General features: G+C 41.3%; 20 protein-coding genes. 8 read left to right on the forward strand and 12 right to left on the reverse strand.

Annotation, left to right across the window (positions count from 1 at the left end):
• From BMX56_RS21290 to BMX56_RS21340, 11 genes are all read right to left on the reverse strand, one after another.
• The gene (locus BMX56_RS21290) at positions 1-843 is read right to left on the reverse strand and encodes a glycosyltransferase family 2 protein (protein ID WP_090651707.1); all 843 of its coding nucleotides are present in this window, start codon (positions 841-843) and stop codon (positions 1-3) included.
• Complete coding sequence (locus BMX56_RS21295) at positions 833-1,708, reverse strand: glycosyltransferase family A protein (protein WP_090651708.1); 876 nt, start codon at positions 1,706-1,708, stop codon at positions 833-835. Before BMX56_RS21295 ends, BMX56_RS21290 begins: the two co-directional genes overlap by 11 nt.
• Positions 1,709-1,748: 40 nt before the next feature.
• Complete coding sequence (locus BMX56_RS21300) at positions 1,749-2,639, reverse strand: glycosyltransferase family A protein (RefSeq protein ID WP_177183877.1); 891 nt, start codon at positions 2,637-2,639, stop codon at positions 1,749-1,751.
• An 11-nt stretch (positions 2,640-2,650) separates the two neighbouring features.
• Positions 2,651-3,508, reverse strand: a complete 858-nt coding sequence (locus BMX56_RS21305) for an alpha-1,2-fucosyltransferase (RefSeq protein ID WP_090651710.1) — start codon at positions 3,506-3,508, stop codon at positions 2,651-2,653.
• 56 nt (positions 3,509-3,564) lie between these two features.
• The gene (locus tag BMX56_RS21310) at positions 3,565-4,836 is read right to left on the reverse strand and encodes an ABC transporter ATP-binding protein (protein WP_090651711.1); all 1,272 of its coding nucleotides are present in this window, start codon (positions 4,834-4,836) and stop codon (positions 3,565-3,567) included.
• A 5-nt stretch (positions 4,837-4,841) separates the two neighbouring features.
• Positions 4,842-5,705, reverse strand: a complete 864-nt coding sequence (locus BMX56_RS21315; protein WP_090651712.1) for an ABC transporter permease — start codon at positions 5,703-5,705, stop codon at positions 4,842-4,844.
• Positions 5,702-6,820 carry a glycosyltransferase family 4 protein gene (locus BMX56_RS21320; protein ID WP_090651713.1) on the reverse strand — a complete coding sequence of 373 codons (1,119 nt, stop codon included), beginning with the start codon at positions 6,818-6,820 and terminating at the stop codon, positions 5,702-5,704. The genes BMX56_RS21315 and BMX56_RS21320 overlap by 4 nt, the downstream gene beginning before the upstream one ends.
• Complete coding sequence (gene asnB / locus BMX56_RS21325) at positions 6,813-8,600, reverse strand: asparagine synthase (glutamine-hydrolyzing) (RefSeq protein WP_090651714.1); 1,788 nt, start codon at positions 8,598-8,600, stop codon at positions 6,813-6,815. The genes BMX56_RS21320 and asnB overlap by 8 nt, the downstream gene beginning before the upstream one ends.
• 161 nt (positions 8,601-8,761) lie before the next feature.
• On the reverse strand, positions 8,762-9,274 hold the full coding sequence (locus tag BMX56_RS21330) for a UpxY family transcription antiterminator (RefSeq protein ID WP_090651715.1): 513 nt from the start codon (positions 9,272-9,274) through the stop codon (positions 8,762-8,764).
• Between the two features lie 22 nt (positions 9,275-9,296).
• Complete coding sequence (locus tag BMX56_RS21335) at positions 9,297-11,717, reverse strand: GumC family protein (RefSeq protein WP_090651716.1); 2,421 nt, start codon at positions 11,715-11,717, stop codon at positions 9,297-9,299.
• Positions 11,717-12,502 (reverse strand): polysaccharide biosynthesis/export family protein, encoded by a 786-nt coding sequence (locus tag BMX56_RS21340; protein WP_090651717.1) that lies wholly within the window; start codon positions 12,500-12,502, stop codon positions 11,717-11,719. The genes BMX56_RS21335 and BMX56_RS21340 overlap by 1 nt, the downstream gene beginning before the upstream one ends.
• A gap of 102 nt (positions 12,503-12,604) precedes the next feature.
• On the opposite strand from BMX56_RS21340, the gene BMX56_RS21345 reads away from it, so the two are divergent.
• The 8 genes from BMX56_RS21345 (at position 12,605) to BMX56_RS21380 (ending at position 20,036) form a co-directional block, all read left to right on the forward strand.
• Positions 12,605-13,342: a glycosyltransferase family 2 protein gene (locus BMX56_RS21345; RefSeq protein WP_090651862.1), complete on the forward strand. Its 738-nt coding sequence runs from the start codon at positions 12,605-12,607 to the stop codon at positions 13,340-13,342.
• Between the two features lie 78 nt (positions 13,343-13,420).
• Positions 13,421-14,524, forward strand: a complete 1,104-nt coding sequence (locus BMX56_RS21350; RefSeq protein ID WP_090651718.1) for an MraY family glycosyltransferase — start codon at positions 13,421-13,423, stop codon at positions 14,522-14,524.
• 137 nt (positions 14,525-14,661) lie between these two features.
• Positions 14,662-15,663 (forward strand): type I glyceraldehyde-3-phosphate dehydrogenase, encoded by a 1,002-nt coding sequence (gene gap, locus BMX56_RS21355; RefSeq protein WP_090651719.1) that lies wholly within the window; start codon positions 14,662-14,664, stop codon positions 15,661-15,663.
• 93 nt (positions 15,664-15,756) lie between these two features.
• The gene (locus tag BMX56_RS21360; RefSeq protein WP_090651720.1) at positions 15,757-16,191 is read left to right on the forward strand and encodes a GNAT family N-acetyltransferase; all 435 of its coding nucleotides are present in this window, start codon (positions 15,757-15,759) and stop codon (positions 16,189-16,191) included.
• A gap of 100 nt (positions 16,192-16,291) precedes the next feature.
• Complete coding sequence (pgk, locus tag BMX56_RS21365) at positions 16,292-17,482, forward strand: phosphoglycerate kinase (RefSeq protein ID WP_090651721.1); 1,191 nt, start codon at positions 16,292-16,294, stop codon at positions 17,480-17,482.
• A 236-nt stretch (positions 17,483-17,718) separates the two neighbouring features.
• On the forward strand, positions 17,719-18,600 hold the full coding sequence (gene lipA / locus BMX56_RS21370) for a lipoyl synthase (protein WP_090651722.1): 882 nt from the start codon (positions 17,719-17,721) through the stop codon (positions 18,598-18,600).
• A 24-nt stretch (positions 18,601-18,624) separates the two neighbouring features.
• Complete coding sequence (locus BMX56_RS21375; RefSeq protein WP_090651723.1) at positions 18,625-19,176, forward strand: RNA polymerase sigma factor; 552 nt, start codon at positions 18,625-18,627, stop codon at positions 19,174-19,176.
• Positions 19,177-19,178: 2 nt separating this feature from the next.
• Positions 19,179-20,036, forward strand: a complete 858-nt coding sequence (locus tag BMX56_RS21380; RefSeq protein ID WP_090651724.1) for an anti-sigma factor — start codon at positions 19,179-19,181, stop codon at positions 20,034-20,036.
• Positions 20,037-20,390: 354 nt separating this feature from the next.
• Here the strand turns inward: BMX56_RS21380 and BMX56_RS21385 are convergent, their stop codons facing one another.
• On the reverse strand, positions 20,391-21,896 hold the full coding sequence (locus BMX56_RS21385; protein WP_090651725.1) for an NAD(P)H-hydrate dehydratase: 1,506 nt from the start codon (positions 21,894-21,896) through the stop codon (positions 20,391-20,393).
• Between the last annotated feature and the right edge of the window lie 51 nt (positions 21,897-21,947).

A 21,947-nucleotide genomic window follows, 5' to 3' on the forward strand; every position in this document is an offset into this window, starting at 1 on the left:
TTAGGTGAGGGCGGATTGGAGTTTTAATTTTGTATAAGCAATTAAACATATGGCCCGTTTCCAAATGTTTAGCGGCGAGTTGGCCGATAAGGCCGCTCTTTGTAAGTAAAGCCGGGAGTTGACAAATTCTTTGCCAAAAATCTTTTTACCAAAGTATTTCAAAAACAGTGCACCGCGGTCTTTATGAAATTCATTGTCAGGAAAATTGGTGCTTTGGCCACCAACAAAAAAGTTTGCTATAATAATGTTTACATATTCAAATGCCGTTGCGGTATAGCATCGTAAATTAAAATCATAATCGGCATTGGTTTTATATTTTAAATTGTAAAAACCGCACTTTTCAAACACCGTCTTATTGTAAAACATGGCCTGGTGATTTATGGTAAGGTCGAGTAATTTTTCAAGATTGTATTCGCCGTTGAAAATTACATTATCCAGGTTCCACTGATTTTGGCCCCGCATTTTTACGTTACCGTAAATAACACCGGCAGCGGTTGTTTTAGAAACATTTGCAACCAACGTAATTACCTTATCATTGTATAATGTATCGTCGCTCCCCAAAAAATATAGCCAATCGCCATTACATTTGTTTATTCCCTTATTCATGGCGTCATAAATGCCATTGTCTTTTTCGGATACAAAGTTTATATAAGGGAATGCAGATTGATATTGTTTGATAATGTTTAACGTATTATCAGTAGATAGTCCATCCATCAACCATACCTCCATATTGGCGTAGTCCTGGTTAACAATGCTGTCCAGGCAATTAGCCAAAGTTCCCGCCGCGTTGTACGTTGGGATTATGATAGAAATTTTGGGATCGTTAACAGCTTTAAGCGCCATTAAATATGGTTGTAGCGTAAAAACGGATCAGCCTAAGCTTATTAACGGGCCTTAGCCTCCAGAAGGATTTTTTGCCCAGTAGCAGTAAAACACTTTTTTGTTTATATGGATAGTAGGCCTCAAATATCCTGTTGTCCAGGTTGGCAGCGGTATTATTTAACAAATAAAACTCCCGGTGATCTTCCATAAGTTTAACCATATCAAGCCGGTTAAAACTCATATTCATGCCCGTTGCCGATTTGTTCCAGGTGTAAATGGGCTTGCTTAAGTAAAAACCTTGGTTGCCACTGGTTATCACCCTGATCCAAAAATCAACATCCTGTACCGAGTAGGAGTATTTGAGGTTATAGCCGCCAACTTTTTCCCAGGCGGCTTTTTTGCATGGGCTTGTACCCAATAGTTTCCAATCTATCCCCAGTTTTTTAATGTCAACTGTGCCTGCCGTTGTTATGCCGCTGCAATCTACAACCCCGGTTTGGCCGGTTTGTACGTCATTAAGGTAATAATTGCCAACTATAAAGTCAAACCCAGGATTTTGAGTAAAGGCCGTATAAATATCATCAATGGCATGTTCGGGGAAAATATCGTCGGCATCAAGCGGTAATATGTAGGGGGTGGTGGCGTTTGCAAAACCAATGTTACGTGAATTGGATAGGCCAAGGTTCTGTTGGCTATAAATCACGTTGTATTTGGTGTGTTTTGCCAGCAATTGCAAAAGCCTTAATGTAACCGGATTTGTTGAGCAGTCGTCAATAATAATTACCTCGGTTTGTTTATAAATATCGTTGTGGTATAACGATCTTAATGCCTCAATTAAGCACATTTCTTCATTAAACACGCAAATTATGACTGATAATTTATACATGATTTAATGAATGGGGATATAACCGGTTTGAATATACACATCACCCAAAAACAGAAACGAGTTTAAACACTGCCCTTTGGGATATGGGTTCGGGCTTTGCAAAAAGTTTTTTAATAATAAAGGGCGCCACCTTCTTCCCTTTGTAATTAAGATGGGATATGATAAGATTGAGACATTGGGAATGGAAGTCTTGATTAAAGATGTACCATTTTACTTTATCTATAAGTACCTGCCTGAATTTATCGGGGGCGTGTTCTTTAAGCAAATTGCTATAAGCGTGAAATATAGGCGCAGCGATACCTGTATTTTGAAAGGTTGATTGGTTGCTATGTACCCGGTAATAAAAAAGCCTGTCGGGAATTGATTTAAACACTTTATCCGCAATAAGTAATTTTAACCAAAGGTGGTAATCTTCTGCGTTTTGGATATCAGCATCCTCTGTAAATCCGCCCACCTGTAGCAAAGCTTCTTTTTTTACCAATACAGCAAGAATAGGGATACGGTTTTGCTGAACAAAATCGGCGAAATTATCGCTGTTCCAAGCCGTTTTTACTTCTACATTATAATCTTCAACCTGGCTGTTTGTAAGGCTATAGCCTTGTGAAAAAAGCAGGTCGGTGTTTTTATCTTCTGATGTCAATTTCGTCTGGATGGTCAGTTTATCGCTTGTCCATTTATCGTCGGCATCTAAAAAGGCTATGTATTTGCCCTTGCTATTTTGTATGGCCAGGTTACGGGCTTTTCCCTGTCTGCCATTTTGTTGATACAGGTATTTAACCCTTTGGTCGGTAGTTTCAAAACGTTTTATTATTGTGGCTGTGTCATCTGTGGATCCATCATCAACAACAAGCAATTCCCAGTGAGGATATGATTGGTTGATAACGCTTTCAATACTTTCGGCAATATAATTTGCCGCGTTATACGCGGGCATTATTACAGAAACTAAATCTTTATCCAATTTAACGGAACAATGTCTGTTTTGGCCGATACAAACCAGTTATCAGGTGCAATAATCACCTTATTGGGATTGTTATTTAACCAGGCGCCCCACCAGCTGTAGCTGCTGTTGGCAATAATGTTGTGGCTGCACAGGCTCATCAGGTACATATCTTCCCAGGTGTTGGCCGAGGCTTCTGAAACAATGGTAACCTTATCACCCAGGAAATCAAAGTTTAACCTGCACCATTCCGGGTCATCCGAAAAAACAAAATAATGAGGGCTGCTTACCTGCATTTCTAATTTATCTTTTGCCTGTTGATAGTAAGATAGAGGTAGCGTGCCATGAAATGCGTTTACCTCGGGCCTCAAATAATCTCCGCGGCGTACGTGAATGCTTACCGGGTTTAATGCTTCGAGTATCGCATCCTTTTTTTCGATGTTTCCTGCCGGAAATTTAAAATCGTGTAAAAGTTGTTCTCTTATCGGTTTAAAATAATCTTCATTTTGAAAATAGCCATCCAAATAAATCGCAGGTGAGGTTATTGCCTGAAGATTGATAAACTCATTATTTTCTGTTTGACAGATGAACACTGCCCGGGGCATCAGGATGCGTTTAAGATACCTGTAAAAAACTTTCCTGCTTTCTATTAAAGGTTTCATAAACCTGTTTGCCGTTTTGAACCGGATATTGTTAAAAATGGCTAATTCAAAATGCCTTGCAGTAAGTGTGTTTGTGCTTGTGGTATTGCTGCTTAAAAAATTCAGATCAAAATATACCGGTTTGTTGCCGCATATGCTCCTGGCGGCAGCATATTGAAACATTTGGTTACCAAGGCCGCCCTGTAGTTTAACAATAAGCATTATTGTTTTTTAATAAATTGTTGCCGCTGCCAAACCGGGATACCTTTTGCAATTTATTATAGCGAAGAAATTTCTACCTGCATGGGATTGAGCAGGAACCCAACATTAGTCGTTCTGACAATTGAGCTATCTATGAACGTATCTGTTGCTTCTGATATGACAAATGAGGCCACATTTTCAAGGTAATGAACTGATCGTTCAAAGTTAGAAAGCCCAACTGTTAAGTTATAATTGCCAGGCGCAAGTATTAAGTGCGTTTCTTTAAAAACGGCTTCATAATAACCTTCATCCAAATCTGTTTTTGTGCTCCAGGAGGTGCTAATATTAACATCGATAAAACTATTGATGCCCAATCCAATAATAAAGTGTTGTGCTTTTTTATTGATTTTAAAAAATACGCGTATTTGCCAATTTTGGCCAACCGGTATCTCCTGGATAACGTCGCCGTAGCTATTTTCAATTTGTATTTTTGAAGTATAGCCAATCATTTCGTCGGCGTTATGGGGCAACGGGATTTCGAACACGGCCTTTTTTACCTTCGAATCCTGTAAGTACTGGTCAATAACGCTTTCTGTTTTTCCGACGCATATCAGCTTCCCGTTTTCCAGTAACATGCCATGTTTACAAAGCTTTTGTATAGCCGCCATATTGTGGCTTACAAATAGTATTGTTCGTCCTTCACCTTTGCTTACATCGCCCATTTTGCCCAGGCATTTTTTCTGGAATTCCGCATCACCAACGGCCAACACTTCGTCAACTATCAAAATTTCCGATTCCAGGTGGGCGGCCACTGCAAAAGCCAGGCGCACATACATTCCAGACGAGTAGCGTTTTACCGGCGTATCAACATAACGTTCAACGCCCGAAAAATCAACTATTTCATCAAACTTTCGTTTTATTTCGGCTTTTCGCATTCCCAGGATGGCGCCGTTGAGGTAGATGTTTTCGCGGCCGCTTAATTCGGGATGGAAACCCGTACCAACTTCAAGCAGGCTGGCTATACGCCCCTTTATTTTTACCGATCCGGTTGTAGGGGCAGTAACCCGGCTTAATATTTTCAGAAGTGTACTTTTGCCAGCACCATTGCGGCCTATAATTCCAATAGCATCGCCTTGTTGAATATCAAAGTTTATATCTTTCAAACTCCAGACAACATCACTATCGCCTTTTTTTGAGCGATCATTAACCTCGCCTATTTTCAAAAAGGGGTCTTCTTTGCCACGGATCCTGGCCCAATAGCGTTCCAGGTCGCGGGATAAGGTACCGGTGCCTATTTCGCCCAGTTGATAAGCTTTTGAAAGGTTTTCGACTTTAATTACCGGTGACATATTTTTTATACAGTATCAACAAAGGTGCGTTCAACGCGGTTAAAAATTATTATTCCAGCTAAAAGTATAATAGTAGTTATCAGGGTTGTTATACCCAGCGATAACATGCTAAATGTTCCCTTGCCCAAAAAACCATACCTGAAAGCTTCTATTATGGGCGTCATCGGGTTGTACTCTACCAGCCAGGCATATTGGGGGTATTTTTCTTTTACGGCAGACAAAGGATATATAACCGTTGTCAGATACATCATAAGCTGAATGCCGAAAGTGATCAGAAAACTAAGGTCGCGGTATTTTGTGGTTAATGCAGATATGATCATACCAAGCGCTAAGCCCAGCATAGCCATTAATATAAGCAAAAACGGAAACAGCAAAAGGTAGGCATTGGGATGAACATTTGAACCTTTTATAGAATAAAATATCATGGTTAGCACAAAAAGCGCCATCTGCACTGCAAAACGGATGAGGTTGGAAACAACAATGCTTAACGGAACAATTAATCTGGGGAAATAAACTTTACCAAATAAGCCGGCATTTGTTACAAATACTGCCGACGTTTTGATGAGGCAATCAGCAAAATAATTCCAGGCGGTAATACCGGCCATGTAAAACAAAGGCTTGTCTAAATTATCGGCAGATATGTTGGCCAGGTTTCCAAATACAAAAGTGTATATAATGGTTGTAAATACAGGTTGGATAAAAAACCATAGCGGCCCAAGGATGGTTTGTTTATAAAAAGAAACAAAATCGCGGCGTACCAGCAGCATCAGCAAATCGCGGTAATGCCATACGTCTTTCAGCTTTAAATCGAGCAGGCTGCCATTCGGGCTTAATTCAATATCCCATTCTTCTTCTATAGGTAAGCTCATTCGTTTAGTAGCAGTTGTAATTTTTTCATATAATCTGTTTCATTAAAATACATCAAGCATTTTTTTTGTAAATTTTCCCGTCTTGCCGGTGTTAATGGGGTGTCTAAGTAGCCGGTAATACAATTGTATAGCTGGGCAGGATCATCGGCATTGATGGCTTTGCCCAATTCACCGTCCCTTATAGCATCAATGCTACCATCGGCATTGCCGCAAATAACAGGCAGGCCGCAGGCCAGCGCCTCGATAAATACAATGCCAAATCCTTCTTTTTTGCTTGGCAACACAAACACATCGGCCAGTAAAAAGTGATCAGATAGCTCATCTTCCTCAATAAAGCCGGTCAAAATTACTTGTTCGGTTACGTCGTGTTCTGCTATCAGTTTTTTTATTCTGACCTCTTCTTTGGCATCGTACTTCCCAGCCAGGATATACTTGATATCGGGATAGCAGCTTTTTATTTTACTTACAGCTTGTATAACATGCTCGTAACCCTTGTATTGTTCAGTAGATGCCAGGCGGGTGAGGGTGAAAATTACAGGCTGTTCCGGGTTTAATTTATAGCGGGCCAACAAATGCCGCGGTTTTTGAAAATTGACAGGCAATTTCATAAAAGGGTCAATTGCATTATTCAGTACGGTGCAAACAGCGGGGTTAAGATTGTGCCTTATTATCATTTGCCCACGGGTAAAATTGCTTACACATATAACCTTGTCGCAACGTTTTAACATGTATGTTTTAACCGGCGAGAGTGGCCGCCAAACTTCTATGCCATGGGCAATAACCCATACTTTGCATTTAGGATTAACTAATTTTATAAATAAACCAATAACTGCAAGGTTAATGTGGCTCAAAATAACTATATCGGGCTTTACAGACCTGCTTATGGCCCTTAAAACAAAGCCTATTTTGTTTACACCGAAACCCTTAAACGCGCCGGATGGCAGGTATTGTGGCATCAGGTCGTTGTTTTTATCATAGGCCGACCATAACTCAAAATGCCAGTTAATGTTTTGCGAAAGCTGATATAAGGAATGCCCCAATGTACGGGTCATTTTTTGAATTCCACCGGTGCTGCTAAACGTCTGTAAGGTAAAAAGGATCACTTTTTTAGACATAGGGTTGTATCTGGTAAAGTGCAAAAGCTTTTGACCAGTGGATTTGATTGTTCGTAAACTTTTTTATTGTTTTTTTTACCAGCTTGCCTTTATATAAATTACTATCGCCTATTGGCTTATACTGGCTCATCCAGCGCTGCAAAGGAAAGCTAAAGCCCATTTTGGGCCTGTTCCAGACAGCCTGTGGCAACAGGTCGTTAAAACTGTCAATAAGTACTTTTTTGGGTTGTAGCGGGTTAAAACGTATTGCGGGCGAAATGCGTTCGGCCAGGGTTGTGAAATCTTCATCTAAAAATGGTACCCTTACTTCCAGGCCATGGTTCATACTCATTACATCGGTGTCCCTTAATAACTGATTTTTCATATAAAGGTTTGCCTCAAACCATGAAGCTTGTTCTGCGTCGTAAACACCTTTTTGCACTTCCTGACTGTCAAAAAGTACTTCTTTTACCTCTCTGTCGCCAATGTCAAGCATCCGCGCAATATCGCCCGTTGAAAATAATCCGCGCAATAAAAGATAATCGGCTATCGGGTTGTCATTTGCCAAAAAAGTAAGCTTTTTGTACGGATCGGGCAATAATTCCTGAACGGCCGAGAACAGGAAAGGAGGGATTTTTTTTAAATATTTTAGATATCCGATCCGGGTAAATGAGGGGTAACCGCCAAAGTATTCATCGGCGCCTATGCCAGACAATACTGCTTTTAAGCCATCCTCGTGCGCGTATTTGCTGATAAACCAACTGTTGATGCCATCAGTGGTCGGCATATCCATGGCGCTGATAATTTGCGGCAGGTGGGTTTCAAAATCCTGTTGCCTTACTAAATGCGAGAAGTTTTGGCCACTTAGTTTATCAAGTACCAGGCGCTGATACGCCTGCTCGTCATAGCTTTTTTCATTAAAAAAAATGGATATAGTTTTAAGCTGTTCTTTTTTTTGCTTATCGGCCAGTAACGTAATCAGGCTCGAATCGGTACCGCCGCTTAAAAATACCCCTAACGGGGCATCGGCTATTAGCTGGCGTCCTACTCCGTTTATCAAAGCTTGTTTAATAAGGTGCCGCGCTTCATCAGCATCTGTTATCTGATTGTTGTATCCTCCTGTTATTTTGTAGGCAGCTATAAAATAGGTAGACGATGTATGGTCCCAGCATAAATAATGGCCTTTGGCAAGGCTGAATACGTTTTTTAACGTAGTATAAGGTTCCGGTATATGTCCAAAAGCCAAAAAACGTATCGGCCATGAAGCATCGTTACTATTAGTTATACCGGCAGCAATAAAAGCCCTTGTTTCAGATGCGAAGCTTAACTGGCCGGCCTGGGCAAAATAATACAAGGGCTTTACGCCCGCGGTATCACGTACCAGGTAGGTGAGTTTTTTAATGCTATCAAACAATGCAAAAGCAAACATGCCCCTAAACTTGCAGAAGGCTTCGGTGCCCCATTGCATGTATGCGGCTATGATAACTTCGGTATCGGTAACCGAGGTGAATTGTGCACCAAGGGTTAAAAGCTCGTTTCTGATTTCCAGGTAATTATAGATTTCGCCGTTAAAAGTTATCCACGTTTTTTGCCCGGGATCGGCCATTGGCTGGTGCCCGTTTATGCTCAAATCAATGATTGATAGCCTGCGGTGCCCAAAAGCAAGGCTGTTTTTTTCGTCGAAAAACACGCCCTCATCATCAGGACCGCCGTGCTTCAATGCCTGGCACATGGCCTTAACTTGTTCTTTGATTAGTTGAGGCTGTAAGCGATTGTTAATTACACCTGTTATCCGGCACATTTTTAGTTAAGTCTGTTCATAGCTTCGCCCGGTAAGTCACATGTATTATTTGTAACTTATTATTAAACAGCCTGTTGTGTTTTTATTTAGCTGCTGTTTATTATGTTGTCGACCCGAAATGGGTTCAATTTAACTTTTATTTAAAATAAAGTAAAATTCAGTTAAAATCTTTCAATGTATGAGGCAGCAACATGTACTATTATGGAGCATCCAATACTTTCAAGCCTCAATATCAATTGCTTTTGTGATCGTTGTGATATTATTTCACCGGTCATCCCTTTTAACGGCCCGCCTTTTATCATGATTTTTTCCCCGGGTTGCAGGTCCTGTTCGGTTACCTCTAATTCATAGGGGCTGGCCATTAATAACTTTAACTCTGTTATCTGGCGATCGGGCATTGAGGCGGGCTTTCCCATGAAATATAAAAATCTTGATATACCTTTTGTCATCAATATATCAGCCTGCTCATGTTGGGCAATGTTAACAAATATGTACGATTTAATGAAGGGTTCTTCAACCCATTTTTTGCGGTCGCTCCATTGTTTTAACTGGCGGTGCAAGGGAAGGTAAGCTTCAAACCCTTTACCGGTTAGTGCCTGGTATGCTTTTTTTTCGGCACGTGGCTGAGTATAAACCGGATACCAGTTTTTTGTTGAGCGTGCATTTAAATCCATTCTCTATATAAGTATGCAAATTTTATTTAAACCATCGCCGTATGTCCCACCATTTATTTTTGTCGTCTTCCAGGTAATATCCTGATCCTGAATAGCCGCTATAATCTGAATAATAGTAATACCGGGCTCCGGCGCTATCGCCACTGAATTTGGTAGTGTAATATCTTGAATGCAAAAGGTCCTCTTCAAAAGCGTTGAGCACTATTACTGTATTATCAAGATGATATTCCTGGGCAATCCGCTGCGGAACACTGGCCGCATAAAATTTTGACTTGCCCGATCGGATTACAAAAACATTAATATCACTAATCCTGATCAACGGAATAGCGTCAGATACCAGGCCTATAGGAGCGGTATCAATCATTACGATATCATATTTTAATTTTAGCTGGTTTATCAAAGCCTGCATCCTGTCACTATGTAATAATTCAGATGGGTTAGGGGGCACTGGTCCCGAAACTATAAAATCGAGGTTCTGTTGGTCAGAATGTAGTATAATGTCTTCCATCTCGTTTTGATGGGCAAGGTAATTGCTTAATCCCAGGTCATTAGGTACATGGAAGGTTTTATGTAGTTTTGAGCGTCTTAAATCTGCGCCTATAAGTACTACTTTTTTATCAATAAGCGATAAGGTGCTCGATAAATTTACAGCTACAAACGATTTGCCTTCACCGGCAACTTCGGATGTAATACAAATTACTTTACTCAATTTTTCTGAGGCAAGGAAACTAAGATTTGTGCGTACCGAACGTACTGACTCGGCGAAAATAGACCGTGGTTTGCTCAACGCCAAAACCTGCTTGCTGTTTTCGTCAATTATGTCGGGGTATTTTCTTATAATACCCAGGATAGGTATGGCCGTAAGGCTTTCGATAGTCTCCTTATCATAAATATAAGGGTTTAGCACGCGTATTAAAATAATAAGCCCCAGACCAATAGCCAGGCCAAAAATAATTGCCGACCGGTGGATATCATGCTCATTTGGCGATACCGCGTTAAAGTTGGGTTGGGCAAATTCAATTACCGTAGCGCCCGGCAATATCCCAGCGCGACTTATTTGCGCCTCCAGCTTTTTTTCGGACAAGAAAGAGTATACTTTATCGTTAATTTCGAAGTCGCGTTGCAAGCTCACCAGGTCGCGCTGGGCAGCGGGTAAGGCCATTATTGTTTGGTTTACCTGCGATAGCTGGCTATCTAAATAAGCCATATTTTTTTCGATGCTGCTGCGAATACCTTTTATGTTATTTAACGCGGTAAGCTTGGTTTGTAAAATTTGTTGGTTAACCTCTTGTAAAGGTTGCGAGTTGGGGGTAAATGTTTTTAATAGACCCGATCTTTCAGATATCAGCCCATCTAACTTAGTAATCAGGGCGTTTAGCGCAGGTAAATCAGTTCCGCCGGCGCTGAAGTTTAATGTGACGTTATCTTTTTCTTTGGTAATTTGATCTTTGAGCTGATCGAGCGAAATAAGCTGGATTTTTAGCAACGATCTGTTCGATTCAATCTCGGCGGCTTTTGATGCCGATGTGGCTGATGCCGAGTTTACATCAAGTATCTTGTTTTTATTTTTATATTTTTCTATTGAGCTTTCGGACCCTTTTACCTCATTTGATAAGAATGATAGCTGACTATCGATAAAATCGATCATTTGCGAGGCCGATTGTGCTTTTTGGTTACGGTCGAATATCACGTATTCTTTCATGATATTGTTAAGCACATCGGCCGCAAACTGTGGGTTCGAGTCGGTTTCCTGGATGGAGATGATATTGGTATTTTTTCCTGTTTCTCCGGCCCTTAGGCCACCCTGTACCCTGCCTATATAATCTTCGGGGATGTTGAAATTAAAAAGGTAAATGGTGCTATTATCAATGGCTCCGGGGTATTTTATATTGAAACTGGTATTGCCAATGGTTACAGGGCTGTTATACCTGTAATTATTTTTTATTTCTTTATCGCCCGCTTTATAGCTTAGGCTAAACGTTTGCCTGTCAATTGGCCTATAGCTAATTTGTTCATGAAAAAAATTTAAGCTGTCAAATTTTATTAACTGAATGTTTAATGGTTTTGATGGATAGGTTTCTGTAGTACGCACGCGGCCCGAGAGGTAAAAACTTACCCGGTAATCCATATCCTTAATAGCGCTAAGTATAACGTTGCGGCTTTGCAGCACCGATGTGATGCTTTGTATTTTTGAGGGACCGCGCTCGGGTACTGCCATAACAGTTATCAGGTCAGATACCTCAGATTTTTTTTCTTCTATTTTAAGCGTACCGGATGTTGCATATGTTTTTGGTGTATACCACAAATAAGCATATGAAATGACTACGGCAATACCTACAGATGTTGCTATCCAGTACCATCGGCTCAATAATATTTTACCTAACTTAAAATAATCAATTTCTTGATTGGGTAGTTTTCGTTGAAATTTTTCTGTCTCTTCCATTAGCGACGTGAAAGCGATAAAACTAATAAGGCCGTATTAAATAAAAGTAATATGGGCTGTACAAGAGTTGATATGTTTTGTAAATTATCGTTACGTATGGAACGTTTGTTGGGCGATGCATAAACAATATCACCGTTTTGAAGTATGGCCCTCGGATCGTTTATGGATTGTATGTCCCTCAGATTAATATAGGTTACCTGCGGGTTTTTTTGATCGCCGCGTATAATTTTTATGTTTGTTTCGTTTGCCTTATCTGACAGGCCTCCGGCCTGTCCAATCATTTCAACTAATGTAGTCCTGTCTTTTACTAAAGGAAAGTTTCCCTGTCCTTTAAATTCTCCAAGTAGCGTCACTTTTAAATTTGTAATCTTTAATTCAATTATGGGATCTTTAAGTAGGTTTTTACGGTAAAGGTCCTCAATAAGTTTTGCTGCCTGTACACGTGTAAGTCCCGATACAAGTATATGCCCAATAACAGGCAGCGCTATGGTGCCATCTTCTTCTACCTGGTAAACCTGTCCTGTACCGGCAACTCCGCCACCACCGGTGCCCGAAGCCGACGGACTTTCATCAACAACATATTTGATATTTTGCAGGTTTCGTATCTGCAGTAAATCCTGGGGCTTTATATGGTAGCTGGTCAAATCACCATTGCTCCTTTGTGATGTATCAGGATTAATATTAGTTGCTTTTTGTTCAAAAAGTATTTGGTATTGTTTACCCGAACATGAGGTTAAAACAAGAGTTATTAAAAAGAAGGAAAAAAAGTAGATTATTATACGCATAGGGACGATAACTTATGCTTAATGTGTTTATAATTTTGCAATATTTTCAAAAATACATAATTTGCGGGTATTAGTGCGGTGTATTTTTTCAATTTTCAGGGTTTGAAGGTATCGTTAATTACAGTTGTTTATAATGCCCAGGATACAATTGCCAGATGTATCGAATCTGTTATCAGCCAAAAACATCCCGATATCGAACACATAATCATCGATGGCGGATCAACAGATAACACCCTTCCAATCATCAATCGGTACCGTTCATCAATCAGCCATTTGGTTTCCGAGCCTGATAAGGGAATATATGATGCCATGAATAAAGGCATTAAGTTGGCTACCGGCCAAATTATAGGGACGCTGAATGCCGATGATAGTTTGGCCGGTGCTGATGTTTTATCGGCAGTAGTTAAGGAATTTATTGAAAATAGCGCCGAGGCTGTATATGGCAACTTGCTGATTGTAAACCTTGCCGGCCAGGTTAAACGCAAATGGAATTCTAAGCAATGCGGGGTCAATTCCTTTAACCTGGGCTTTATGCCGCCGCATCCCACCTTTTACTGCAAACGGGAATTGTTTCAAAAATTGGGTTTTTACAGTCTTCAATACGGTTCTGCCGCCGATTACGAGTTAATGCTGAGGTTTATGCACCAGTATAAAATCAGGAACTTTTATTTAAATAAAGTAATGGTAATTATGCAGGGTGGCGGAGTTAGCAACAGCAGTTTAATAAACAGGGTTAAGGCCTGGAGCTTTGATTTAAAGGCGATGCGCCAAAATAACATCATGGTTCCTGTGCTGGCACTTGTATTAAAACCATTGCGGAAAATTTATCAATATTTTTAATTTGAAATTAAACTTTTATTAAACGCTTGCGTATAACGGCTTAACAATAAAACGAATTGATCTTAATACCCCCACACAATGCTTGAACTTTTACATTCGTCTCATTTAATTTACAATATTTTAATAGTAGTATTTTCAGCATTAATTACACTGCTATGTATCCCATCTATATTACATGTTGCGCGTTCAAGGCACTTGTATGATGACGTTGGCCATTTCAGGAAACAACATGACCATGGCATTCCGCGTTTGGGCGGTGTGGCCATTTTTGTAAGCTTTACCATTACTACACTGTTATTTAGCATAATTGATAAAGCACTCCCGCTCAGTTATGTGCTTATTTCGTGTATCATACTTTTTGCAATGGGATTAAAGGACGATCTTTCCGGCGTTAATTCAAGCACCAAGTTTTTAATCCAGTTTGTAGTTGCGTTAATATTGGTGTTGCTGGGCGATATCCGTATTACCAGTATGTATGGTGTATTTGGCATTACGCTGTTGCCCTACCTGCCAAGCGCTGCATTATCTGTATTGCTTATTATGCTTATCGTAAATTCTTTCAATTTAATTGACGGGATAGATGGTTTGGCCGCTACTACCGGCATTATTGTAAACGGCGCATTTGCGTTTTTATTTATGTATATCAGGCAATATGAGCTTGCCGCCGTTTCGCTGGCAATGGTGGGTGCTGTTATCGGGTTTTTAAAATTCAATATTACGCCTGCCAAAATATTCATGGGCGATACAGGCGCGTTGCTTATTGGCTTAATATCGGCAGTGATGGTTGTTAAGTTTATCGAGGTAACAAAAATTGAGCATAAAAACATCCCGGCTATCAGCCATGCACCCGCATTGGCCATAGCCATATTGATAGGCCCGGTATTTGATACTTTAAGGGTGTTTGTCTTGAGAATAGTAAGCGGTAAATCGCCTTTTGAGGCCGACAGGAACCATGTTCATCACCGTATTTTGAGGTTAGGACTTAATCACCTGCAAACAACCCTGTGCTTATCAATAATAAATTTATTATCAATAGGGATGGTGTTTATGTTTGATGGCTTGAGTAATTCGTTGCTCATCGTGTTCATCCTGTTTATTTCGATAATAACTAACTGGATTATTACATTTAGCCTGCGCTCAAAAGAACGTGAGCGAGTTGCTCTCCGTAATTTTTTCGCTTAATCCCATTTGTTTATTTTGCCATCTTTTGTAAAGTATTTACAACTAAAGTATTTACAACGTCACTAAATCAGTGTCGTTGTAAATACCCGTTCATCTTCATTAACTTTGCGCTCTCCATAAAAAAAACACAAAAGAAGATGAAGATAGCTATAAATGGTTTTGGCCGTATTGGGCGCATATTTTTGCGAAATATCCTAAACCGGCCAGGTATCGAGGTAATGGCTATTAATGACCTTACCGATACCCAAACCCTTGCCCACTTATTTAAATATGATTCAGTTCATCGCGGTTATAAAGGCAAGGTAAATTTTGATGCCGGTAATCTTTATATTGATGGTAAAGCAATAAAGGTTTTGGCCGAAAGCAACCCTTTGGCATTGCCATGGCAAAACCTGGATATAGACCTCGTGATCGAATCGACCGGTAAATTTACGTCAAGGGAAGGTGCGCAAATGCATTTAACCGCCGGTGCAAAGCAAGTAATCATCTCGGCGCCGGCAACAGATAAAAGTGTGCCAACAGTGGTGCTGGCCGTTAATGACGGGCAGGTTGATTTATCATCGCCCATATTATCAAATGCTTCTTGCACAACCAATAATGTTGCGGCAATGGTAAAAATTCTTGATGAAAACTGGGGTATTATTGACGGTTATATTACTACTGTACACTCGATGACCGGCGATCAGAATTTACATGATGCGCCGCATAAAGATTTGAGGCGGGCCCGTGCGGCATCGGCCTCCATTATTCCAACTACCACAGGTGCCGCCAAAGCTATAACTGCCATATTTCCGCATTTAACCGGCCGTTTAGGGGGCGCGGGTATCAGGGTGCCGGTGCTCAATGGTTCGTTAACCGATTTTACCTGCAGCTTAAAAAAGCAGCCAACTATAAGCGAAATTAACCTGGCATTTAAACAGGCGGCTTACGGGGATATGAAAAACGTACTGGAATATACAGAAGATCCAATAGTATCTACCGATATTTTAGATAACCCGCACAGCTGTATTTTTGATGCCCAGCTTACATCAATAGTTGGCGGGCTGGTAAAGGTTGTTGGCTGGTACGATAATGAAATGGGTTACAGCAGCCGCCTTGCCGACCTGGTTGAAAAAATAGCCCATTTTAAAAAATCATAATCTAAAGTGCCTTGATATGCCACCTGCAGTTGTGTTTTATTAGCTTAACGCTTTACAAAACACAGGTTTGCACTTTTAATACTAGTTTTAAGAATGATAAAATTTATTGAGGTTGAAGCATTACTACCCATTAGGAACGAAGTATTGCGCGAGGGGCGGCTTACCCCTGATGAATGCCGTTTCCCGACAGATGTAATAGCAGCGGCTTTTCATTTAGGGTACTACAAAAATGATGAATTGGCTTGCATCGCATCTTTTCACCCACAAAACTATGGCGAATTTAGGGGCACTGGCTACCAGTTACGCGGAATGGCTACTATCCCCCAATATAGAGGGCGGGGGCTGGGCAACCGGCTGGTGAATTTTGCGCTTACCTATCTGCGCGGCCAAAAGGTAAATTATGTTTGGTGCAATGCCCGCAAAAAAGCTGTTCCATTTTATCTCAACGCTGGTTTTGAGGTTGTTTCGGCCGAGTTTGAAGTACCGGGAATAGGGCCGCATTTTGTGATGTATGTTAAGTTAATATGAAATATTGGGCAAATTAGAACAGCTTTTTACTTTTTTAGTTAAGAATTAAGAATAAAATGCTGAATTTGCGCGCCTTACCATTAAACGACCCATATTTTATATGAAAACCGTAGATCAAATTAGTTTTGCAGGCAAAAAAGCCCTTATCAGGGTTGATTTTAACGTGCCTTTGGATAAAGATTACACCATTACCGACGATAACCGGATGACGGCTGCGTTGCCTACTATAAAAAAGATTTTGAAAGATGGCGGCAGGGTTATCCTGATGTCGCACCTGGGCAGGCCGAAAGATGGCCCTAATGAAAAAGATTCTTTGATACACGTAGTTACTCATCTTTCAGATTTGTTGGGCCAGCAAGTGCAGTTTGCTAACGACTGCATTGGCGAAGAAGCGGTTGAAAAGTCAAAAAACTTAGGTAACGGCGAGGTGCTTTTATTGGAAAATCTTCGTTTTTATAAAGAAGAAGAAAAAGGCGACGTTGCCTTTGCCGAAAAGCTTTCAAAATTAGGCGATATATATGTGAACGATGCTTTTGGCACCGCTCACCGTGCGCATGCCTCAACATCAATCATCGCGCAGTTTTTTCCTGATGCCAAATATTTCGGTTATCTGATGGCCGGCGAATTGGCTAACGCCGAAAAAATATTGAACGGCGCTACCAAACCTTTTACAGCTATCATGGGCGGATCTAAGGTTTCTGATAAGATTCAATTGATAGAAAAATTGTTGGATAAAGTAGATAACCTGATTATTGGTGGCGGTATGGCTTATACTTTTGCCAAGGCAGATGGCGGCAATATTGGCACATCATTGGTAGAAGCTGATAAACTTGACCTTGCAATAAGCCTGAGGCAAAAAGCTAAAGATAAAGGTGTAAACCTTTACTTACCGGTAGATAACGTTATTGCCGATGCTTTTTCAAATGAAGCTAAAACAGGTGTGGCCAAAACCGGCGAAATTCCAGATAACTGGATGGGATTGGATATCGGCCCCGAAACCGTAAAAATATTCAGCAAGGTAGTTGAAGAATCAAAAACCATTTTATGGAACGGCCCGATGGGGGTTTTTGAAATGGAAACATTTTTGGTAGGTACCAAGGCTATTGCCGAAGCCGTAGTTAAAGCAACCGAAAATGGCGCATTTTCCTTAATAGGAGGTGGCGATTCTGCAGCGGCAGTTGCTAAATTTAACCTTACCGACGAGGTTAGCTACGTATCTACAGGTGGTGGCGCACTGCTTGAATATATGGAAGGTAAAGAGCTGCCCGGTGTAAAAGCAATTAACGAATAACTTGATATATGTAAGCTTTTTCGTACCGGTTCTAAACGCTGGTACGAAAAGCCTTACTTCTCCTAATTAATTGGCAGTATCCCCGGGGCTGCATTTCAACTAATCCCCCCCGGGAAATAAGCGTAATAGCACGGCCACTCTGCATAACTTATTTGCACATCAGTATTCTGTAATAATTCTTACAACCTGCACGCAACCTTGTGATTGGTTAAGTGGTTTTTAACTACATTTGCACCATGATTGAATTGCCGGTAGTTCCTGCAGCGAGCCAGATCCAACGTAAGCCCGATTGGCTTAGGGTGAAGCTCCCCATCGGAAAAGAATACGCTCACGTGCGCGGCCTGGTTGACGAGCACAAACTACATACTATTTGCGAAAGTGGTAACTGCCCTAACATGGGCGAGTGCTGGGGTGCCGGTACGGCCACCTTTATGATACTTGGCAATATTTGTACCCGCTCATGTTCATTTTGTGCCGTAGCAACCGGCAGGCCGCTGGCTGTTGATGTTGATGAGCCAAACCGCGTAGCTACTTCGGTTAAATTAATGCAGGTAAAACATTGCGTTATAACCTCTGTAGATAGGGACGACCTTAAAGATGGTGGCTCCATCATCTGGGCCGAAACTATCAATGCCATCCGCCGCGAAAGCCCTGAAACTACTTTGGAAACCTTACTGCCCGATTTTCGTGGTAACTGGGATAACCTTGCCCGCGTACTGGAAACCCGCCCCGAGGTAGTATCCCACAACCTGGAAACTGTAAGGCGCCTGACTAAGGAAGTGCGTATCCAGGCTAAATACGACCGTAGTTTGGAAGCATTGAAACATGTATCAGCCGCCGGTTTGCGTACCAAATCGGGCATAATGCTTGGCCTGGGCGAAACTGAGGACGATTTGCTGGAGGCGATGGATGATTTGTTGATGGCAGGTGTGCACATATTAACCCTGGGGCAGTACCTGCAGCCAACCCGTAACCACCACCCTGTTTTGGATTGGATTCACCCGGATCAGTTTGCCCGGTTAAAACAAATTGGCCTGGAAAAAGGTTTTAAATATGTAGAAAGCGGCCCGCTGGTAAGATCATCTTACCATGCCGAAAAACACTTATTTGAATTATAACAATTCCTTTATATATTCACCTCGTTGAGTAAGAAACATAAAATATCGCTTTCGGAAGATGAGTTGGTGCTTGCATTGAGGAAGCATGAAAAAATTGCTGTCGAGGCGCTTTATGACATGTACTCATCGTCGTTATATGGTGTAATATCCCGCATTGTTGTTGATACCGCCGTAGCTGAAGATATTTTGCAGGAAACTTTCGTAAAAATCTGGCATTCCTTTTCCAGTTACAGCGCCGAAAAAGGCCGTTTATTTACCTGGATGGTTAACATTGCCCGTAACCTGGCAATTGACAAAATCAGATCAAAAGATTTTAAAAACCAAAACAAAAACCAGGAGATTGAAAATAACGTAACTTTTATTGACGAACAAAGGAGCACTGCTTACAAGCCTGAGTTAATGGGGGTTAAAGATTTAGTTCAGACTTTGAAGCCTGAACAGAAATCAATTATCGACTTGGTTTATTTTAAAGGGTACACACACGTGGAGGCAGCCGAAGAGCTGGGTATTCCGCTGGGTACTATTAAAACAAGGCTGAGAATGGGTATACAGGAACTCAGAAAACATTTTAATTGAAAGTGGAAGATTTAAAAGCATATATAGAGACAGGGATACTGGAACTTTACGTTTTGGGGGATGTAACCCCCGACGAGAAGCGCCAGGTGGAAGAGATGGCTTCAAAACATCCGGAGATAAAAGCCGAGCTGGATGGAATTGAGCGCTCGATGGAATTATATGCAAAGGAAAACGCTGTTGAACCATCAGAAAATTTACGCAGCCGGGTTTTAGGCAGCCTGCTCACCAACTTAGGCGATGACAGGAATTTCAGTAAAGCACATCCGCAAAAGGACAATGAGACCGATGATGAGGATGAAGATAATGAAGATAATATTGTAACCCTGCCTGTTCAAAAAAAGGAAAGTGGTTTTTACAAATATGCTTTCGCGGCCAGCCTGGCGCTGTTGGTAGCAAGTACCATTGCATTGGTAAATGTTTACAGCAAGCTGCAGGCCTCAAATGAGCAACTGGTTGCACTACAGGCCGACAAACAGCATTTTGCCAACCAGGTTAAGCTAATGGATGGAGAATTGACGGTTTACCGCGATACCACCTACAAACTGCTAAGATTAAAGGGCACAGCCAAAACGCCGGAGTCGGTATTAACTGTTGCGTTTAGCCCGGTACATAAAAAAGTTGTTATCGATCTGGCCAATATGAAAATGCCAGTGAATGATAAAGCACATCAATACCAGCTTTGGGCCCTGGTAGGCGGTAAGCCGGTTGACCTGGGCGTTTTTGATTCGGGTGATACCCTAACCAATATTAAAGAGATGAGGTCGCTGGCCTCGGCAGATGCATTTGCGGTAACACTTGAACCGCGTGGCGGCAGTGTTAACCCAACTATGGATCAGATGATGGTTATTGGCAAATTTTAAAAAAAAACACGCAGTCCTTCCCTAATAATTATAATTTAAAGCAGCTAACACGGGATGTTGCTGGCTTTTTATATCCAATAATTGTCATTTTGAGGTAATTTGAGGCGTATTTGTTAAGCTAATACCCGGTTTGCAAAATATTTAATACTTATTTAACAATAAGCCAAACCATTTATTCGTTTTTTTGTAACTATTAGGATGTCACCGACGTCTTATAACCAGTTAGATTAAACAGAGCCTGTGAAGTAACGAAAATGAAAGTGATAGATCTAACTCATAAACATGAGTATTTAGTTCTTTATAAGATCAGTTAATAGTTAATAAAAAAGGATGTATGATACTTGCATCCTTTTTTTATGCCATCAACTTTGCCATGGTAACCGGCAATTGAGAAATGATTTTGCCTGGCAACACTACATTAAGCCGGCTTGGTAAGGCAAGTTCGTCCCCGGCCTTTCCATGTATATAAATCCCTGCCAAACAGGCTTCTAAAGGTGTATATTTTTGAGCCAGCATAGCTGTAATTACCCCGGTAAGTACGTCGCCCATGCCTCCTGATGCCATAGCAGCGTTGCCTGTGGGGTTAAAATAACATTTGCCCCCGGGTGTTATAGTTATAGTATAGTCGTTCTTTAATACAATATAAATATTTAGCTGCCGGGCTTCTTCCAGTCCGGTTTCAAGCCTTTTCCACCAACTTGTATGCGGGCCGAACAGGCGGTCAAACTCCTTCATGTGGGGCGTTAAAATGCTACCTGCGGGCAATTTTTTTAGCAATTCTTTATCCTGGGCTAATAAATTAAGGGCATCGGCATCAATAACTAATGGTTTTTTATAGTTTTTTATGAGGGCCGCTAACAGTTTTACGGCATCATCGTGCTTGCCCAAACCAGGCCCAATGGCTGCGGCGTTAAATTTCTCCCATTCAATCTCCGGCAATTCATTTTCATTACGTACAATCACCATAATTTCGGGCAGGTAGCTATTTAAAGCAGTCAGGCCGCTTGCGGGTACACAGGCCGTTGTTAAACCAGCGCCCGCATGTGCCGCGGCCGATGCGCTAAGCAAGGCCGCTCCCATGGTTTTTTCCTGCCCGGCTATAATCAGCGCGTGCCCGTAAGTGCCTTTGTTACTAAAAGGGCGGCGGGCTTTCAATATTTTGCGAATGTCTTTCTCTTCAATAAACTGGTATGCGGAGTTTAGCGATTGCACAAAACTTTCATTAATGCCAATATTTACGGCTTCCCAGCAAATGATGTAAGGTGCCGATTCGGGCAGCAGGAAACTGATTTTAGGCTGTTGAAAAGTAATCACCAGGTCGGCTTTTATAGCTACTGCGTTCGGTAATATTTCGCGTTCTGAAAAAAAGCCGGTTGGCACATCTACCGCAACTATTGTTCTGTCAAGGTTATTGATGTAATTTACCAGGCGTCCATAGTCGCCGCTAAGCGGTTTGTTTAGCCCGGTGCCAAGCAAAGCATCAATTAATATAATGCCGTCGTCTGGTGGCAGCTCTGCGCTTTTGTTTATGTTAATGATAGTAACACCGGTTTGCTTTAACCTTTGCAGGTTAGCCTTAAAATCGTCGGTCTGCCGTTCGCTGAAGTAAGCTATTTTAACGCTTAGTCTTTTATATTGATGATCTTTAAGCAGTCGGGCTATGGCCAGTCCGTCGCCGCCGTTATTACCGGTGCCGCAATAAAAGGATATACCTACATTTTTATCCGGAAAATGGTTGATAAACCATCCTACAAACGCTTTCGAAGCTCGTTCCATCAAATCTATAGAAGCTATCGGCTCATTGGCGATGGTAAAAGCATCGGCCTGGCGTATTTGTTCGGAGAGGAGTAAAGGCAGCATATAACCTAAAGTTAGGAATTATATGTTTTGTTTGGGATTGAAATGATAATT

Origin of the sequence: Mucilaginibacter sp. OK283 (assembly GCF_900110415.1) — a bacterium.
Classification (GTDB): domain Bacteria; phylum Bacteroidota; class Bacteroidia; order Sphingobacteriales; family Sphingobacteriaceae; genus Mucilaginibacter.

Coding starts and splice junctions, on each gene's coding strand:
- BMX56_RS21315 (WP_090651712.1), bottom strand. CDS start 5,705: ATGAGCTTACCTATAGAAGAAGAATGGGATATTGAATTAAGCCCGAAT.
- BMX56_RS21320 (WP_090651713.1), bottom strand. CDS start 6,820: ATGTCTAAAAAAGTGATCCTTTTTACCTTACAGACGTTTAGCAGCACC.
- BMX56_RS21330 (WP_090651715.1), bottom strand. CDS start 9,274: ATGGATTTAAATGCACGCTCAACAAAAAACTGGTATCCGGTTTATACT.
- gap (WP_090651719.1), top strand. CDS start 14,662: ATGAAGATAGCTATAAATGGTTTTGGCCGTATTGGGCGCATATTTTTG.
- pgk (WP_090651721.1), top strand. CDS start 16,292: ATGAAAACCGTAGATCAAATTAGTTTTGCAGGCAAAAAAGCCCTTATC.
- BMX56_RS21335 (WP_090651716.1), bottom strand. CDS start 11,717: ATGGAAGAGACAGAAAAATTTCAACGAAAACTACCCAATCAAGAAATT.
- BMX56_RS21305 (WP_090651710.1), bottom strand. CDS start 3,508: ATGCTTATTGTTAAACTACAGGGCGGCCTTGGTAACCAAATGTTTCAA.
- lipA (WP_090651722.1), top strand. CDS start 17,719: ATGATTGAATTGCCGGTAGTTCCTGCAGCGAGCCAGATCCAACGTAAG.
- BMX56_RS21295 (WP_090651708.1), bottom strand. CDS start 1,708: ATGTATAAATTATCAGTCATAATTTGCGTGTTTAATGAAGAAATGTGC.
- BMX56_RS21360 (WP_090651720.1), top strand. CDS start 15,757: ATGATAAAATTTATTGAGGTTGAAGCATTACTACCCATTAGGAACGAA.
- BMX56_RS21300 (WP_177183877.1), bottom strand. CDS start 2,639: ATGCCCGCGTATAACGCGGCAAATTATATTGCCGAAAGTATTGAAAGC.
- BMX56_RS21350 (WP_090651718.1), top strand. CDS start 13,421: ATGCTTGAACTTTTACATTCGTCTCATTTAATTTACAATATTTTAATA.
- BMX56_RS21290 (WP_090651707.1), bottom strand. CDS start 843: ATGGCGCTTAAAGCTGTTAACGATCCCAAAATTTCTATCATAATCCCA.
- BMX56_RS21310 (WP_090651711.1), bottom strand. CDS start 4,836: ATGTCACCGGTAATTAAAGTCGAAAACCTTTCAAAAGCTTATCAACTG.
- asnB (WP_090651714.1), bottom strand. CDS start 8,600: ATGTGCCGGATAACAGGTGTAATTAACAATCGCTTACAGCCTCAACTA.
- BMX56_RS21385 (WP_090651725.1), bottom strand. CDS start 21,896: ATGCTGCCTTTACTCCTCTCCGAACAAATACGCCAGGCCGATGCTTTT.
- BMX56_RS21340 (WP_090651717.1), bottom strand. CDS start 12,502: ATGCGTATAATAATCTACTTTTTTTCCTTCTTTTTAATAACTCTTGTT.